This is a genomic window from Achromobacter sp. SLBN-14 (assembly GCF_006715415.1).
In the GTDB taxonomy this organism is placed as follows: Bacteria; Pseudomonadota; Gammaproteobacteria; order Burkholderiales; family Burkholderiaceae_B; genus Achromobacter; species Achromobacter mucicolens.
Genome location: NZ_VFNE01000001.1, coordinates 4,309,360 through 4,323,939, shown reverse-complemented (window position 1 = coordinate 4,323,939; position 14,580 = coordinate 4,309,360). Strand labels below are relative to the sequence as shown.

14 protein-coding genes and 1 tRNA gene are annotated in these 14,580 nt (G+C 62.2%); 3 read left to right on the top strand and 12 right to left on the bottom strand.

What is annotated here, in order from left to right; all coding sequences use genetic code 11:
- Positions 1-51 precede the first annotated feature (51 nt).
- Complete coding sequence (locus tag FBY20_RS19705) at positions 52-1,002, top strand: nitronate monooxygenase family protein (protein ID WP_142054114.1); 951 nt, start codon at positions 52-54, stop codon at positions 1,000-1,002.
- A 28-nt stretch (positions 1,003-1,030) separates the two neighbouring features.
- On the opposite strand, the gene FBY20_RS19700 is transcribed toward FBY20_RS19705, so the two are convergent.
- From FBY20_RS19700 to FBY20_RS19670, 7 genes are all read right to left on the bottom strand, one after another.
- Positions 1,031-2,002: a tripartite tricarboxylate transporter substrate binding protein gene (locus FBY20_RS19700; protein WP_062842189.1), complete on the bottom strand. Its 972-nt coding sequence runs from the start codon at positions 2,000-2,002 to the stop codon at positions 1,031-1,033.
- Positions 2,003-2,043: 41 nt separating this feature from the next.
- A complete protein-coding gene (locus tag FBY20_RS19695) occupies positions 2,044-3,240 on the bottom strand; it encodes a CaiB/BaiF CoA-transferase family protein (RefSeq protein ID WP_142054112.1) in 1,197 nt (398 codons plus the stop codon).
- Positions 3,237-3,971: an enoyl-CoA hydratase/isomerase family protein gene (locus FBY20_RS19690; RefSeq protein WP_056323161.1), complete on the bottom strand. Its 735-nt coding sequence runs from the start codon at positions 3,969-3,971 to the stop codon at positions 3,237-3,239. The genes FBY20_RS19695 and FBY20_RS19690 overlap by 4 nt, the downstream gene beginning before the upstream one ends.
- Positions 3,972-4,044: 73 nt before the next feature.
- Positions 4,045-4,572: a MarR family winged helix-turn-helix transcriptional regulator gene (locus FBY20_RS19685; RefSeq protein ID WP_063954389.1), complete on the bottom strand. Its 528-nt coding sequence runs from the start codon at positions 4,570-4,572 to the stop codon at positions 4,045-4,047.
- A gap of 52 nt (positions 4,573-4,624) precedes the next feature.
- A complete protein-coding gene (locus tag FBY20_RS19680) occupies positions 4,625-5,560 on the bottom strand; it encodes a hydroxymethylglutaryl-CoA lyase (RefSeq protein WP_142054110.1) in 936 nt (311 codons plus the stop codon).
- Complete coding sequence (locus FBY20_RS19675) at positions 5,557-7,176, bottom strand: AMP-binding protein (protein WP_142054107.1); 1,620 nt, start codon at positions 7,174-7,176, stop codon at positions 5,557-5,559. Before FBY20_RS19675 ends, FBY20_RS19680 begins: the two co-directional genes overlap by 4 nt.
- Positions 7,173-7,934, bottom strand: coding sequence for an enoyl-CoA hydratase/isomerase family protein (locus FBY20_RS19670; RefSeq protein WP_142054105.1), 762 nt, complete (start codon positions 7,932-7,934; stop codon positions 7,173-7,175). The genes FBY20_RS19675 and FBY20_RS19670 overlap by 4 nt, the downstream gene beginning before the upstream one ends.
- Before the next feature lie 1,002 nt (positions 7,935-8,936).
- On the opposite strand from FBY20_RS19670, the gene FBY20_RS19665 reads away from it, so the two are divergent.
- Together FBY20_RS19665 and FBY20_RS19660 are read left to right on the top strand one after the other, a co-directional pair.
- Positions 8,937-9,644 carry a lysozyme gene (locus FBY20_RS19665; RefSeq protein WP_082586301.1) on the top strand — a complete coding sequence of 236 codons (708 nt, stop codon included), beginning with the start codon at positions 8,937-8,939 and terminating at the stop codon, positions 9,642-9,644.
- A complete protein-coding gene (locus FBY20_RS19660) occupies positions 9,644-10,645 on the top strand; it encodes a M48 family metalloprotease (RefSeq protein ID WP_142054104.1) in 1,002 nt (333 codons plus the stop codon). The genes FBY20_RS19665 and FBY20_RS19660 overlap by 1 nt, the downstream gene beginning before the upstream one ends.
- A gap of 402 nt (positions 10,646-11,047) precedes the next feature.
- Here FBY20_RS19660 and FBY20_RS19655 read toward each other — a convergent pair.
- The 5 genes from FBY20_RS19655 to FBY20_RS19635 all read right to left on the bottom strand — a co-directional run bounded on the left by FBY20_RS19655 (position 11,048) and on the right by FBY20_RS19635 (position 14,568).
- Positions 11,048-11,124, bottom strand: a tRNA-Arg gene (locus FBY20_RS19655).
- Between the two features lie 115 nt (positions 11,125-11,239).
- Complete coding sequence (locus FBY20_RS19650) at positions 11,240-11,824, bottom strand: helix-turn-helix domain-containing protein (protein WP_056323144.1); 585 nt, start codon at positions 11,822-11,824, stop codon at positions 11,240-11,242.
- Positions 11,825-11,881: 57 nt separating this feature from the next.
- Positions 11,882-13,174, bottom strand: a complete 1,293-nt coding sequence (locus FBY20_RS19645; RefSeq protein ID WP_056323143.1) for an FAD-binding oxidoreductase — start codon at positions 13,172-13,174, stop codon at positions 11,882-11,884.
- A 9-nt stretch (positions 13,175-13,183) separates the two neighbouring features.
- Positions 13,184-13,873 (bottom strand): amino acid ABC transporter permease, encoded by a 690-nt coding sequence (locus tag FBY20_RS19640; protein WP_056323142.1) that lies wholly within the window; start codon positions 13,871-13,873, stop codon positions 13,184-13,186.
- Between the two features lie 2 nt (positions 13,874-13,875).
- Positions 13,876-14,568, bottom strand: coding sequence for an amino acid ABC transporter permease (locus FBY20_RS19635; RefSeq protein ID WP_056323141.1), 693 nt, complete (start codon positions 14,566-14,568; stop codon positions 13,876-13,878).
- Between the last annotated feature and the right edge of the window lie 12 nt (positions 14,569-14,580).

Genomic DNA, 14,580 nt, shown 5'->3' with positions numbered 1-14,580 from the left:
ATTAAATCAACGACTTGTCCGAGAATGGTTGCTTTCGGACGAGACGCCATCATGACCTTGCAAACCCCGCTGACCCATCTTCTGGGTATCCGATACCCCATCATTCAAGCCGGCATGAGCTGGGCGTCTTCCAACGCGGAATTGGCTGCCGCCGTGTCGGCCGCCGGCGGCCTGGGCGTGGTGGCATCCGGTCCGATGTACCCGGAGGCGCTGCAAGCCGCGCTGCGCAAGCTGCGCACCCTGACCGACGCGCCCTACGCGGTCAACATCCCGCTGTACAACAAGCGCGCGCGCGAACATCTGGACATCGCCATCGCCGAAGGCGCACCGATCATCATTGCCTCGCAAGGCGGACCGAAAGAGCATCTGGCCCGCGTGCACGATGCCGGGATGAAATGGCTGCAGGTCATTGCCAGCCCCGTCCACGCCGAGAAAGCGCAAGCAGCGGGCGTGGATGGCGTGATCGCGGTGGGCCTGGAAGCCGGCGGACATCCAGGCCCTGACGAGATCACCACACAGGTGCTGCTGCGTGCAACGGTGCAGCGCGTGGACCTGCCGGTCGTCGCCGCAGGCGGCATCGCGGATGGCGCCGGCATTGCCGCGGCGCTGTGCCTGGGCGCGGCTGGCGCGCAACTGGGAACGCGCTTCCTGCTGACGCCCGAGGCGAGCGTGCACGCCGATTACAAGGCGGCCGTGATGGCCGCCGGCATCAGCGACACCACCTTGGTCGGCCGCGGCCGCTCGCCGGTACGCATGCTGCGCAACGCATTTGCACAGCAGTACCTGAACGCCGAACGCACCAGCAGCGACGAAGCGCTGGACGGCTTGTTCGCGCAAAGCACGCTGAAGCAGGCCGCGCTGGAAGGCAATGTCGACCTCGGCAAGGTGGAAGCCGGTCAAAGCGCGGGACTGATCGGCGACTTGGTGCCGGCCGCCGAATTGATGCAGCGCCTGGTTCAAGAGACGCTGGTTGCGATCCGGCGGCTTAGCGCGCTGGGGTGAAGCGCAAGTCCGCCACCCCGCGCGCGCCCTACTTCTTCGTCAGACCAGCACTGTCCACCAGCTTGCGCATCGCAAGCTGGTCTTTTTCCACGTATTGGGTGGCTTCCTGCGGCGTCAGGGTCCAGAGCTCCACACCCTGGGCATCCATCAGCTTGCGATACTCCGGCGACTGGTTCACCGCCTGCACGGCCTTGTTCAATTTCTCAAGCACCGCTTGCGGCGTGCCCTTGGGTGCGGCCAGGCTGTACCAGGACGCCGATTCGGCGCCGCTCACCCCTGCTTCAGCCAAGGTGGGCACATCGGGAAACAGCGCCGAACGCTTGGGGTTGGCATACGCCAGGGCCTTCAGTTTGCCGCTGCGGATGAACTGCACGCTGGCCGCCAGGTTCAGGACGGCCATATCGACCTGCCCGCCCACCAGATCATTGATGGCCGGCGCGGCGCCGCTATAGGGAATGTGCATGATGTCGACCTTGGCCTGCTGACGGAACAGCTCGCCGCCCAGATGCGGAGAACTGCCGGGCCCGGCCGACGCATAGTTGATCTTGCCCGGTTCCTTGCGCGCCAGCGCGATCAGCTCCGGCAACGTGGACACCGGCAAGGACGAACGCACGACCAGCATATTGGGCTGGTTGGCCACGATGGTCACAAAGGCAAAATCCTTGATGCCGTCGTAGGCCGTCCGCTGCATCAAGGGCGTCACGACATGCGCGGCCGACGTCCCCAGCAGCAGGGTGTAGCCATCCGGCTTGGCCCGCGCCACGAAATTTGCGCCGATCGCCGCACCGCCCCCGGCCTTGTTCTCCACGATGACCGGCTTGCCCAACTGTTTTTCCAGCTCGCGCGCCAGCGCGCGTCCCAGCACATCGGCGGGGCCGCCGGCGGCATAAGGATTGACCAGCGTGATCGGCTGGGTTGGGTAGGCGTCCGCCGCCAGGCTCGCACCGCTGCAAATCATGCTGACACCCAGGCCGCACAGCAATCGCTTCAAGGTCTTCATCGTTGTCTCCTGATCCTCATCGGGATGCTTTTTTTGTATTGCTAAATGGCGCCAAGCTGCCTTAACGCCGTGATTTCCTCGGCCGTCAGCCCCAGCCTTGCGCGCAATACCTCGTCGGTATGCTCGCCCAGCAATGGCGGACGTTCGACCTGCGGATCTTCATACCCCTCGAACTTGAAGGGCACCGGCACCGCGCCAAAACGGCCGATGCGGGGATGTTCATAGCTCGAGACCATGCCGCGCGCGCGGACATGCTCGTTATTCAGGATTTCGCCGACATCCAGAATCGGCCCGGCCGGCACGCCTGCCGCATCGCAACGGCGGCAAAGCTCGTCGCGATCCAGCCGGGCCACGGAAGCCTGCAAACCGGCCATGACTTCCTCCCGGCGGGCTACCCGCACGGCATTGCGCGCCAATTCGGCATCCGCGGCCCATTGCGGTAGATCCAGAAGGTCACACAGCGGTTTCCAGTGTTGATCGCTGCCGGTGATCTGCACCCATTTGCCATCGCGGCATTCAAACGCCGCCGACGGCACCCGGCCAGGATGTTCCGTGCCCATGCGCGGCGGCACCTCTCCCAAGGCGAAATAGCGCGCCGCCGCCAGCGACAACAGACCCACCTGCCCGTCCAGCATCGAGAAATCGATATGGCACCCGCGCCCGGTACGCTCGCGCCCGACAAGGGCGGACAAGATGCCGATCGCCGCCCACAGGCCCGAGGTCAGGTCGGCCACCGGCAATCCCGGCTTCACCGGTCCGCCATCGCGCTCGCCGGTCAGACTCATGATCCCGCCCATCGCCTGGAACACCGTGTCATAGCCCTTGCGCGGGGCGTACGGCCCGGTCATCCCAAAGCCGGTGCACGAGAAATAGATCAAGTCCGGGTTTCCCGGCGCGATGTGGGCCTTGTCCAGGCCGTACCGCGCCAGGGTGCCCACCGGAAAATTCTCGACCACCACATCGGCATCCTGCGCCAACCGGCGTATCACCTCCTGGCCCTCGGGCTTGCGGAAATTGACGGTGATCGATTGCTTGCTGCGGTTGAAGGCCAGGTAATACGCCGACTCGTCCCCGCCCTCGCCGTGCACCTTGGGTTCAAATGCGCGCGTCTCGTCGCCGCCATCGGGCTGCTCCACCTTGATCACCGTGGCGCCCAATTCGGCCAGGATCATCGACGCAAAAGGGCAAGCCAGCACCCGCGACAAATCCAGGATGGTGATGCCATCAAGCGGCTTCATCGCGACGCCCCCTGACGAAAACCGCGCATGATGACGTTGGCATCGCGGCCCACCCCCAGCGCGTCTTCCAGCCCCAGGTCCGCGCACCGATGGAACGCGCGCTTGGTCAGGCCCATGGCCGCCGCTTCCCACCCGGCAAGACGCTCGGCAAAGGCCAGCGCCTGTGGCATGACGTCGGCGGCGGGCACGGCCCGGTTGGCCAACCCCAACGCCACCGCCCGATGGCCGTCGATGGGCTCGGCCATGGCCACCAGTTCGAAGGCCTGCTTGCGGCCCAACTGCCGCACCAGATTGGCCATCACCACGGCCGCCACGATGCCGTGACGCAGTTCGGGATAGCCAAAGCGCGTGTCCTCGGCCATCACCACCATGTCGCACGCCAGCGCAAGTCCAGCCCCGCCGCCCAGCGCATTGCCATGCACGGCGGCAATGACAGGTTTGCTCATGCGCGAGAAGACCAGATGCAGATCGGTGGTCAGGCTGGCGCGCGCCAGCACGGCCTCGGGATGCTCGGGCGTCAGCGCCGAAAACTCCGTCGTATCCGCGCCGGCGCAAAAGGACTTGCCATTGCCGGTCAGCACGATGCTGCGCACCGCCGGATCCTGGTCGGCCTCGCGCAGCGCGGCCAGCAACCCGGTGGTCAAGGCGGTGTTCAGCGCATTGTGCTTCTCCGGGCGATTCAGCCGAAGCACGCGCACCGCGCCTTGGTTCTCGACAATCAATTCAGCCATGGTTTTGCCTCTATTTAATTGACTTAATCAACTTTATGAATAAAAGAAAGCCTGTCTTGGACAGGCAATCGTCTCAGCGCGGCTGGACGCCGCGGCCACGGCGGGCCGGCACTTCGGCCTTCAAGTCATTGAGCATGTCCAGCATGTGCGTCGTCATCTTTTCCAGGGCTCGCTCCAGCACTTCGCGCTCGTCTTCGCTCAGCACCGCCAGCATCTCCTCGTTACGCTCAACGGCAGCGGGAAACATCTCTTGATAGAGCTTCTTCCCGGCGCGCGTCAGGTCCAGGTTGACCCCGCGCGCATCCTGGGCATCCGCGCAGCGCTCGATCAGGCCGCGCTCGATCAGGTCGGACACCGTGCGGCTCGCCTGGCTTTTGTCGATGTTGGCTTCCCGGGCCAGCGCGTTCAACGACATATTGGGCGCGGCGCCCAGCAAGGCCAGGATCCGCCACTCACGCGGGCCCACGCCATAGCGGCTTTCGTTCAGGCCCGCCGCAATGCGGCTGGACACGTAGGCCAGCCGGTTCAAGCGATAGGAAAACAGCTCCTTGAGCGCGGCGGGCGCGGTACGGCCCGAGGAAAGCTTGCTTCGAGTTGCCATGGAGTTCTCTTGGAGCGGTTGCGGTGACGAGGGCATGATATACAAACGCCGCTCAAGCGCCGGCGCGGATCAGCGGATTGAAGCCGCTGTCGGCCACGCGGCTGTGCAGGTCGCGCCCCAGCACCGCGCGGCAACGCTGTGACACGACAGCCAGCGCGTCCAGGTCCAGACCCGTGCGCACCCCCATGGATTCAAACAAATTGACCAGGTCTTCGGTCGCCACATTGCCGGTATGGCCCCCGCCATACTTCACCTTGGCCGGATGCCCCCCCACGCCGCCGACGGCGCAATCGAACCAGCGTACGCCGGCGTCCAACGCTGCCACGTAATTCACCAGGCCGGTTGCGCGGGTGTCATGAAAATGGGCCACCAGCGTGAGCTGCGGGAATTCGCGTTGCAGGGCGCCATACAACTGGCGCACGGCTTGCGGCGTGGCCATGCCGGTGGTGTCGCCCAGCGTGACGATGTTCACCCCTAGCGCGGCGTAACGCTCGGCGTCGCGCAGCACGCTATCGGCCGAGACCGCGCCTTCAAAGGGGCACCCGAACGCCACCGAGATCGTGCCGATCATGCGAAATCGGCCGCTGGCCAACGCGGCCATGCCGGCGATGTTTTCCCATTGGTCCGCGCGGCTGCGCTTCAGGTTGCGCTCGGAATGCGATTCGCTGGCCGATATCAGCAAACTGATCTCGTTGGCGCCCTGCCCCTGCTCCAGATCCGCCAGCGCCCGCTGCACGGCGCGCTCATTGGCGCAGGTCGCCTTGTACCAGACGCCGTCCCGTCGCGGCAGCGCGGCCAGCATCTCGCTGGCATCGGCAAACTGCGGCACCACCTTGGGATTGGAATACGAGGTTGCCTCTACCCGCTCGAAGCCCAGCGCCGCAAACGCGTCGACCAATTCGGTCTTGACGCCTGTCGCAATGAAATCCGGCTCATGCTGCAGGCCATCGCGGGCAAAACACTCGCACAGCACCACGTCGCGCGTCATGGCTTTTCTCCCAGGCCGAACAGGCTGACCGCGTGGGCGCGCAATTTGTTCTTCTGCACCTTGGAGCTCCCGGTCATGCCGATGTTTTCAAAGGTATCGACGATTTCCAGATAGCGCGGCACCTTGAAATTGGCGCAACGGCTTTTGCACCAGGCGATGAGCTCGGCGGTCTCGGCCTGCTGGTCTTCACGTAGCAGCACAAAAGCGGCCGGCACTTCGCCCAGCCGGGCGTCCGGCACGCCCACCACCTGCGCCATGCGCACGGCGGGATGACCATGCAGGACCTCTTCAACCTCGGCGGGCGCCACGTTTTCGCCACCGACCCGGAACATGTCCTTCAAGCGGCCCACCATGCGCAAGCGGCCCTCGGCATCCATTTCTCCCAGGTCGCCGGTGCTAAGCCAACCATCCGCGCTCAGTGCGCGAGCGGTTGCCTCGGGCATCTTGTAGTAGCCCTTCATCACGCTCCAGCCACGGGCCTGGATCTCGCCCTGCCCGCCCGGCGCCACCACCGCGCCGGTCGCCGGATCGACCAGACGGATTTCCATGCCGGGATGCGGCAAGGCCCAGCCCTGCGCGCGCAGCGAAAACGCATCGTCCCAGGCCGACATGACGATATTGGGCGAGGCCTCTGATTGCCCATAGGCGTTGCACACCGAGGGCACGCCCATGACATCGCGGATCTTCTGCATCACCTCGGGACCTGCCGCCGCCCAACCGCCCCGCAGATGGATCCGCTGCCGGTCGAAATCGGGGTGGCCCATCAGCATCAGGAAGATGGTGTCGTTGCCGGACGTCAGCGTGCAGCGCTCTTCGTCCAGCATGCGCAAGGCGTCGCCCACTTCAAAACGCGGCAAGGTCAGCAGGCAGCATCCCGTCACCAGACTCACCAGAATGGACAGCGTGGTGCCGGCCACGTGGAAGTACGGGCGGATACTGAAATAGCGATCTTCCGGCTGCACGCCCATGCGCTGCGCCACCGCCGCGGCATTGCCCAGCATATTGGCATGGCTGAGCATGACGCCCTTTGGAAAGGACGTCGTGCCCGACGTGTATTGAATCAGCAGCACATCGTCGCTGCTCACGGCGCGCGCAGCGGCATCAAAACCGGCGGCATCGGCCCGGGTTGCACCCTCGATGAAGTCTGCCCAGGCGGTCGTGCCCGGCAGCCCGCGATCGCCCAGCACCACCACTTTCTCCAGCCTCGGCAGCACCGCGCCTGGCAGGCTTTCAGCCAGGGCGGGCTCCACCGTTTGCAGCAGATCCAGGAAGTCGATGCCCAGAAACGTATCGGCGGTCAGCAGCAGCTTGACGTCTGCCTGTTGCAGGCAGAACGCCAGCTCTTCCGTCTTGAACCGGGTATTGACCGGCACCGTCAGCGCGCCTATCAGGGCGCACGCGTAAAACAGCTGCAGCCAGTCGCCGCCATTGCCGAGAAAGATGCCGACATGGTCGCCCCGGCGCACACCGGCCGCATACAGCGCCTGCGCGCGCAGCCGCGCCCCGGTGGCCAGTTCATCCCAGCTGAAACGTTCGCCCGGGGCGACAAAGGCCTCTTGCTGGCCTCGCGCCGCCACCGTCTGCGCCAATACGGCCGCCAGCGTCATCGTCTTCATGCCTGCGGCTCCTTGCCAAAGCCGGCGATGGCGCCTTGCCAATCCGTGCCGCGCAGGTTTTCCTCGATCGCCAGCAGTTCGATGGCCATCGCGCCTTCGCGCGTCGTGGCAAGGCCCTGGTCGATGCTGCGTTTGGTCAGGCGCATCGTCAGCGGCTGGGCCCGGGCCATGGCCGCCGCCATCGCCAGCGCTTCCTGACGCAGCCCATCGGGCGCATACACATGGTTGACCAACCCGATCTCGCGCGCCTCGGCGGCGTCGAACCGGCGGCCGGTAAACAACAGCTCTTTGGCCTTGCGAGCGCCAGCAATACGCGGCAGACGCTGCGTCGCGCCCACCGTCCCCCAACCTACTTCGGGGTAGCAGAACACGGCCTCGCTGGAGGCCAACACAAAGTCGCAAGCGCCCGCGATCTCGCACCCCGAACCAAACGCCGGACCGTGGACCACGGCCACCACAGGCTGCGGCAGACGTTCAATGGCGGCATAGGCGGCGAAACCCTGCACCCGCCGCGCCGTCATCTCCTGGCTGTTCATGGTCTTGCGCTCCTTGAGGTCAGCGCCCGCGCAAAACGCCGGGCCGTTGCCCATGATCAGCGCCACATGCACGCCAGAATCGGCAGCAATCGCCTCCATGACATGCACCAGCTCCGCGCACATCTGCGAGCTAAGCGCGTTACGACTCTCGGGCCGGTTCAACGTCACCGTGGCGACATGGTCCTGCACGTCAAACAGAATCGTGTGATAAGTCCGGGTCATGCCTGCTCCTGATCGTTCGGTTGCTGTCACCGCAAGAAGCCGCGGCCACGGAGCGACTATAGGCTTATTAGTTGATTTAATCCACTATATTTTGGTGAGGCGGCGGGGTTGGGTTGGGCTTGATTGATCCATCTGTCGAAGGGGATGGGTCGAATCGAAGTGTGCGGGGCTCCGGGGCGCAGAGGAATCGGGATCAAAAAGAAAGGGTGTCTTTCGGCACTATGACCATCTCCTAGTCAGCGATAGGCGTCGTGAGAGGAGGTTTTATTCTGATGATGCCTCGTTGACGACTCACACACCGACTGATCGCCTGATTTAATTGGGTTAGACAGGTCATCGCCACAACGCCACCAGTGAAGGTTCACAGGCTCATGCCCCAGAATTCCGGACAAATGGGCTGACCCGACTGATGGATCCTTCCAATCAGCGGCGCCGATGCGAGCCACCTCTTGCATAAGTCGGCCGGTGCTGCTGCTGTTGCTCTCGGAGCCATGGTCCGCACTTCCCATCCGCCAAGAACGCTTTGCCCGCGCTGCATAAGTGAACTAATGCTCAAGCCTCAGCGTTTTTCGGATGGTAAGTATGCTTGTAGCGTCGAAAATAATAATGTTCATCTTTACGAAGGATGATCTTTCTTTCCGACAAGACCAAGGCGCGATTTACCCCTCCTACACCGAAGATCACTGCCCCAGCGCAGTCAGCAGCAATTCCCCTGCTCGGCAAAGCGGCGAACGCCAATGCGCATGCCATCAAATCCGGATCCTAAGCGGCTGATAACCACGCCCCATATGGAGACGACATCGACAAGTCGTGAACGCACCGAACCGGCCGTGCCGCTCGCGGTGACCTGCTCGTTATCGCCTGCACACCAACAGTGATGAAAACCCTACCATGCGCATACTCAATATTTGGTATGCGGGTCACCAACCATCTCATATAAATTAATAACGGCCATTCATTTTTTTATGCCTTCACGGGCTGCCATTTACAAAGGATAGCGAAATGAACATCACAGTGGCCAATCGTTTTTTTGCTTCGGTGTTGTTGTTCTGCGTAACGACGACCCAAGCACAGTATTTAGTTCCTAGAAGTCAAATCGAGGATTTCGACAGCAAGGCACTGGGAGCCGCGCCCAACCCGCCGGCCCCGACCCTAATTCCTATCGGAATGCTATTGCTAATGGACTTTGAAGGGTGGCGCCCTACCGCATACGACGATCCCGCTGGATTTTGCACTATCGGTTATGGCCATCTAATATCCAAAAGCGCATGCAAAGATTCTACTCTGGGAAACTTCTCAAAACCGCTAAGCGTTAGCGACGGGCGCCTTCTATTAGAAACTGACACCCAAAGCGCAAGAGAAGCCGTACATTCCCTCGTTACAAAGCCGATTAGCGAAAACCAATTCAGCGCGCTCTCCTCATTTGCGTTTAATGTCGGAAAGAAGAACTTCAAAAACTCCACACTTTTAGTACTTGTAAATCAAGAAAAACATGATTTCGCAGCGCAGGAGTTCAACCGTTGGATTAAGGCCAATGGCACAATTTTAAAAGGATTGAAGGACAGAAGATCGTGTGAATCAAAATTGTACGCAGGAACGCTAAAAGGAACTCCGACCGGTCCATTTTTGCGCGATGAATGCGTCATCTCAGGGGTTGGCGCCACCCCCTCGTTTGATGTTCTTTATGACATAGATATCGGGGAGCCCTAATGCGTACTTTGATTATAGCGATGAGCATCATAATTAGTACATTCCCCAGCATTGCAAGGTCCAACGATGACGTTGCGCTATGCGTTCAAACGCACCTCGCAAGAGAAGCGAAGATGGGCCCTGCTCTCGGTGTTTCGCCTTCTGAGGTAGAAGTAATTGTCTCGGACATTGCAAGACGCATCGCATTCCAGGGGACCATAAAAATTACCTACTGCGAAAACTACATTCGCACCGCAATAGCGTGGCGAGCCACGAAAAAAAATGCACCGATCCCCGAAGGCGAGTATATCGCGATAAATAATACGTGGCTGAGGGAAACCATCGGAACAGATAAATTTTTGGCTGTTGCATTACTGGGCCACGAACTGGGACATATCTATAACCAGCACTTTGAGGGTCGACAACACATACCAAGATTGCAAATGGAAACAGAAGCCGACCTGAGCGCGGGATGCGCTGTTGCGAGTCTTGGAGGAGACGCCAAGACATTAGAGGACTTATTCTATAAGCTTCGACTGGAGCAAGGGACGTCCGACTACCCATCTCGAGCGGACAGTCTTGCCGCCGCCAAGCAGGGATATGCGAATTGTGGTGGAAATAAGTCGAATGACTCGGACCACAAAGCATCACTTAGAGTAGCAGCCGATCCAGATACCGTCGGCATATACCCTAACGGATATCGTCCCGTCAATTATGTGTTTCAGTCATTAAACAATGTTGGCTTTCAAGTTGAAAGCGAGGATGCACAATGGGTACTACTGGACGGAACGCCTATATCTCCAGTTACCAGATTCAATAGAATTCTTGGGGGATCGTTTCCCGTTCGAGCAAATAGCCGCGGCATCTACCACAACAATATCTACCTACCGCCTAGAGAAGTCTCCATTGCCAATTCCCGCAACGAAGGCATCGTCCAGCTGAGACATTGGTTCAACCTGCGCGACGATAATGGCAACGTGTTCCAAGTGCCGGCGACGTTGCGAATTCACATTCTCAGGTAGAGTTAATAGCGTTTACACATCACTATTGGCATCCCCAGGCTAAATACCTGCTATAGCACAGTGGTTTAGTGGAGCCGGGTTGAGTGAAATGACTGTCATGAACAAACACCTGACCCTACTTGTACGGCATCATAGTCCGCGTTCCCCGCTCGATACTGCGTGACATCCGCCGCGTTTAATTGATCCCGGCTGGCGGCACATGCGGGATGCGGGGGAACCCCACCACCGGGAGGGAAAAGCCGGAGCGAACGGATGCGTGTTACCCCTCGTAAAGAAATTGGGGCCGTGCGCAGGCTCGATTATCCGCGAGCTTTTGGAATACTGCCGACTTCAATGCCGCTATGTGGGCGTAAGCGCCCGCCCCCCAACACCGACACGACCAATTTATTTAATTATTATTTCTGGCGCGGCAGGAGGGGCTCGAACCCCCGACCTCAGGCTTAGAAGGCCCGTGCTCTATCCAGCTGAGCTACTGCCGCGCGGTGTGAAGACGCCCGGAACCTGTCCGGGCCGCGCATTTTACCCTGTTGCGGAAAAAAGTTTGTCGCCCCCACGCGTGGCGCCCCTAGCTGGGCGCCCTATGCCAGGCGCCCCCTACTCCTCGCCAATGTCCGTATGCGTGGACACCCACAGCACGATCGCATCCTCCGGGCTCAGGCTGATCACCCGGTGCCCCATGCGGCTGTCTATATAGAAGCTCTCTCCCGCCTTCAACCGCGCGGGCTCATAGAACTCCGTATAGAGCTGCACCTCTCCCTCCAGCACATAGACAAATTCCTCTCCCCCATGGCGGCTCCAGTCCTGGAATTCGTCGAAGGAGCGGGCCTTGACGCGCGTGTGGAACGGCATCATGCGCTTGTGGGACAGCGCGGTGCACAGCAGGCGGTGGTCGTAGTACGGGGTTTCGTATTGGCGGCCTTCGCCCTGGCGGCTGAGGCTGCGGCGGCCGGTGCCCATGTGGGCGTCGGACGCGGTGAAGAGTTCGGCGACGTCCAGGTCCAGGCCGGCGGCGATCTTGATCAGGTTGTCATAGGTGGGGGACAGCAGGCTGTTCTCGATCTTTGACAGGGTCGACGCGGACACGCCGGTGGCCTCGGCCGCCTGCTTCAGCGTCCACGCGCGCGCCTGGCGCAAGGCTCGCAGCCGTTGTGCCAATGCGCTCTGTTTGTTGCCTTGCATTCTCTACACCCTGTCATGCCCGCAGTAGTCGGGCCTGAATAATCAGGCCCGCAATAATCAGCCCCGCGATTGACGTTCACGCCACCAATCGCGCGCCTGGTAAGACCAATAAGTCAGCTGAACCGCCGCCGTGCCCAGGCTCCCGCCATTCCAGGCCAACCCGAACGGTTCGAAGAGCTTGTAGCGCTGCGTGTCGCCGGTGATCCCCTCGGCCACGACGCGTCCGCCTATGGAGGTGGTGTTCATGCCGTGGCCGCCAAACGCCGTGCAGTACCAGACGCCCGGGCCCAGCAGCCCGATCTGCGGCATCAGGTGCCGCGCGTAGGCCATGCGTCCCGACCACGCCGCCTCAACGCGCACCCCCTGTAATTGCGGGTAGACGCCAAGCAATTCGCGGCGCAGGGACTCGGCCAGATCGGGCGGGTCGTCGACACGGGTGGTGATTCTACTGCCCCAGCCGATGCGGCCGCCATCGAGGACGCGGTAATAGTTGCCGGCGCGCCGGTCGTCGCCGATGGCGGCGTTGCTGCGGATGGCTTCGCGGACGCGGTCGCCCAGCGGTTCGGTCAGCATGATGTAGGTGGCGATGGGCAGCATGGCGCGCCGCAAGGCGGGCACGACGTCGCCGGTGTAGCCGCCGGTGGCCAGCACGACGTTGGCGGCGTCGATCTGCCCTTGTTCGGTCTTCAGGTGCTTGACCGCGCCGTCGAGCGTGGCGTGCACGACCGGCGAGTCTTCATGGATGCGAACGCCCAGCCGGACGCACTCGCGGGCCAGCGCGCGGGCGTAGTTCAGCGGATGGAAGTGAAAGGACGACGGGTCTTCTATCCCCTGGAAGTAGACGTCCGACACCAGCCGTTCGCGGACCTCGCTGCGCGAGAGCAGCCGCACGTCGCGCCCGAAGTCGCGCTGCTGGCTGTCACACCACTGGCGCAGCGCGTCGGTCGCCTCGTAGCGCACGACGCGCAGGCGACCGTCCACCTTGTGGGCGTCGGCGATTCGCAGATCGCGGATGTTGTTGCGGATGATCTCGACGCCTTCCATCGACAGCCGGTAAAGCTGGCGGTAGTGGTCTTCGTCGACGTGCTTGCGGATGGCATCGGCGCCGGCCGAAAAGGCCGGCGACACCGAGCCGCCGTTTCTGCCCGACGCCCCCCAGGCAATGCGCCGCGCCTCCAGCAGGGTGACGTTACGGCCGCGCCGGGCCAGTTCCAGCGCGGTGGACAGGCCCGCCAGGCCCGCCCCGATCACGCAGACGTCGGCGCTGGCCGCACCCGCCAGCGGCGGATAGTAGGTTTCGCTGTCGGCGAGCGTGCGCTTGTAGTAGGTGTCGATGTACTCGGAGACCATGGTGTCCGCTCAGTGCAGGCCCGCGCCTTGCAGGCCCCCGGTCAGGCGCTTTTCCAGCCAGTTGGCCAGGCGCAGGAGCGGGTAGCAGTAGATGAAGTAGATGGCGGCGATCATGCCGTAGATGAAAAGCGATTTCGCCGGGAACGTGATGATGAAGACTTCGCCCTGGCGGGTCAGTTCGGTGATGCCGACGACCGACAGGATGGCGGTGCTTTTGATCAGCATCACGTAGACGCCGCTCATGGGCTGCACGATCAGGCGCATGGCCTGCGGCAGGATGACCAGCCACAGGATCTGCAGCGGTCGCAGTCCCAGCGTCATCGCGCCTTCGGTCTGGCCGCGCGGCACGGCCTGGATGGCGCCCATGACAATTTCCGCCACGTAGCAGGACGTGTAGACCGACAGCGCCACGAAGGCCGCCGTGCCGGAATCCCAGTGCAGCATTTCAATGCCGGAGCTGGGCAGCACGAAGTAGAAGATGTAGAGCTGCACCAGGAATGGCGTGCCGCGCAGGATGTGGATGTATAGACCCAGGATCTGGTGCACGCCGCGAATGCGGTAGCTGCGGATCACGCCGATGACAAAGCCCAGCAGCGACCCCGCGATGATGGCTACGAAGGAGATCTTCAGCGTTTCCCAGAAGCCCTTGAGCAGAAAGGGCAAGACGACGCCGGCGGTGGAGAGATAGGATTCCAGCATGGTTACCTCGCGTTCCAGGCCGGGCCGGCCAGCCACAGGCTTACGCCCTTGGACAGCAGCAGCATGACGCAGTAGATCAGCAGATAGCCTGCGGCGATGGTCAGGAAGGCTTCGTTGGGCACGATGCGTTCGCTGTTCATCTGCACGCCGGCGGCCACCAGTTCAAACACCGTGATCAGCGACAGCAGCGAGGTGTCCTTGATCAGCACGGCGGTCTGGCCCAACAGCGGCGGCAGCGTATTGGCGAAGGCTTGCGGCAGCACCACGTAGCGCAGGCGCTGGTGGTAGTTCATGCCGCAGGCCTTGGCGCCTTCGATCTGGCCACGCGGCACGGACTCGATGCCGACGCGGATGATTTCGCTCATGTAGGCCGCATGGTGCACGGTCATGGCGATGATGCCCAGCACCATCTCGCTCCAACCCTTGGCGCCGGGCACCAGGTACGGCACCGCGTAATAGACCAGGTAGATCTGCACGAGCAGCGGCGTGGAGCGCACGAATTGCACATAGGCCGCCACCGGGCGCCACACCGCGCCGCGGGACGACATATGGGCAAGCGCCAGCGGCACCCCGGCCAGCACCGACAGCACGAGGCTTGCGCCCGCGGCAATCAGCGTATTGGCCAGGCCTTCGGCGAATTGGCCCGTGTACTGGCTGACGATGCGCCAGTTATAGAAATCGATCAGCCAGTCCATGGGCGGTCCCGT

Excerpts from the sequence above, each read along its gene's own strand:
- FBY20_RS19705 (WP_142054114.1), top strand. The coding sequence starts at position 52 with ATGACCTTGCAAACCCCGCTGACCCATCTTCTGGGTATCCGATACCCC.
- FBY20_RS19700 (WP_062842189.1), bottom strand. The coding sequence starts at position 2,002 with ATGAAGACCTTGAAGCGATTGCTGTGCGGCCTGGGTGTCAGCATGATT.
- FBY20_RS19695 (WP_142054112.1), bottom strand. The coding sequence starts at position 3,240 with ATGAAGCCGCTTGATGGCATCACCATCCTGGATTTGTCGCGGGTGCTG.
- FBY20_RS19690 (WP_056323161.1), bottom strand. The coding sequence starts at position 3,971 with ATGGCTGAATTGATTGTCGAGAACCAAGGCGCGGTGCGCGTGCTTCGG.
- FBY20_RS19685 (WP_063954389.1), bottom strand. The coding sequence starts at position 4,572 with ATGGCAACTCGAAGCAAGCTTTCCTCGGGCCGTACCGCGCCCGCCGCG.
- FBY20_RS19680 (WP_142054110.1), bottom strand. The coding sequence starts at position 5,560 with ATGACGCGCGACGTGGTGCTGTGCGAGTGTTTTGCCCGCGATGGCCTG.
- FBY20_RS19675 (WP_142054107.1), bottom strand. The coding sequence starts at position 7,176 with ATGAAGACGATGACGCTGGCGGCCGTATTGGCGCAGACGGTGGCGGCG.
- FBY20_RS19670 (WP_142054105.1), bottom strand. The coding sequence starts at position 7,934 with ATGACCCGGACTTATCACACGATTCTGTTTGACGTGCAGGACCATGTC.
- FBY20_RS19665 (WP_082586301.1), top strand. The coding sequence starts at position 8,937 with ATGAACATCACAGTGGCCAATCGTTTTTTTGCTTCGGTGTTGTTGTTC.
- FBY20_RS19660 (WP_142054104.1), top strand. The coding sequence starts at position 9,644 with ATGCGTACTTTGATTATAGCGATGAGCATCATAATTAGTACATTCCCC.
- FBY20_RS19650 (WP_056323144.1), bottom strand. The coding sequence starts at position 11,824 with ATGCAAGGCAACAAACAGAGCGCATTGGCACAACGGCTGCGAGCCTTG.
- FBY20_RS19645 (WP_056323143.1), bottom strand. The coding sequence starts at position 13,174 with ATGGTCTCCGAGTACATCGACACCTACTACAAGCGCACGCTCGCCGAC.
- FBY20_RS19640 (WP_056323142.1), bottom strand. The coding sequence starts at position 13,873 with ATGCTGGAATCCTATCTCTCCACCGCCGGCGTCGTCTTGCCCTTTCTG.
- FBY20_RS19635 (WP_056323141.1), bottom strand. The coding sequence starts at position 14,568 with ATGGACTGGCTGATCGATTTCTATAACTGGCGCATCGTCAGCCAGTAC.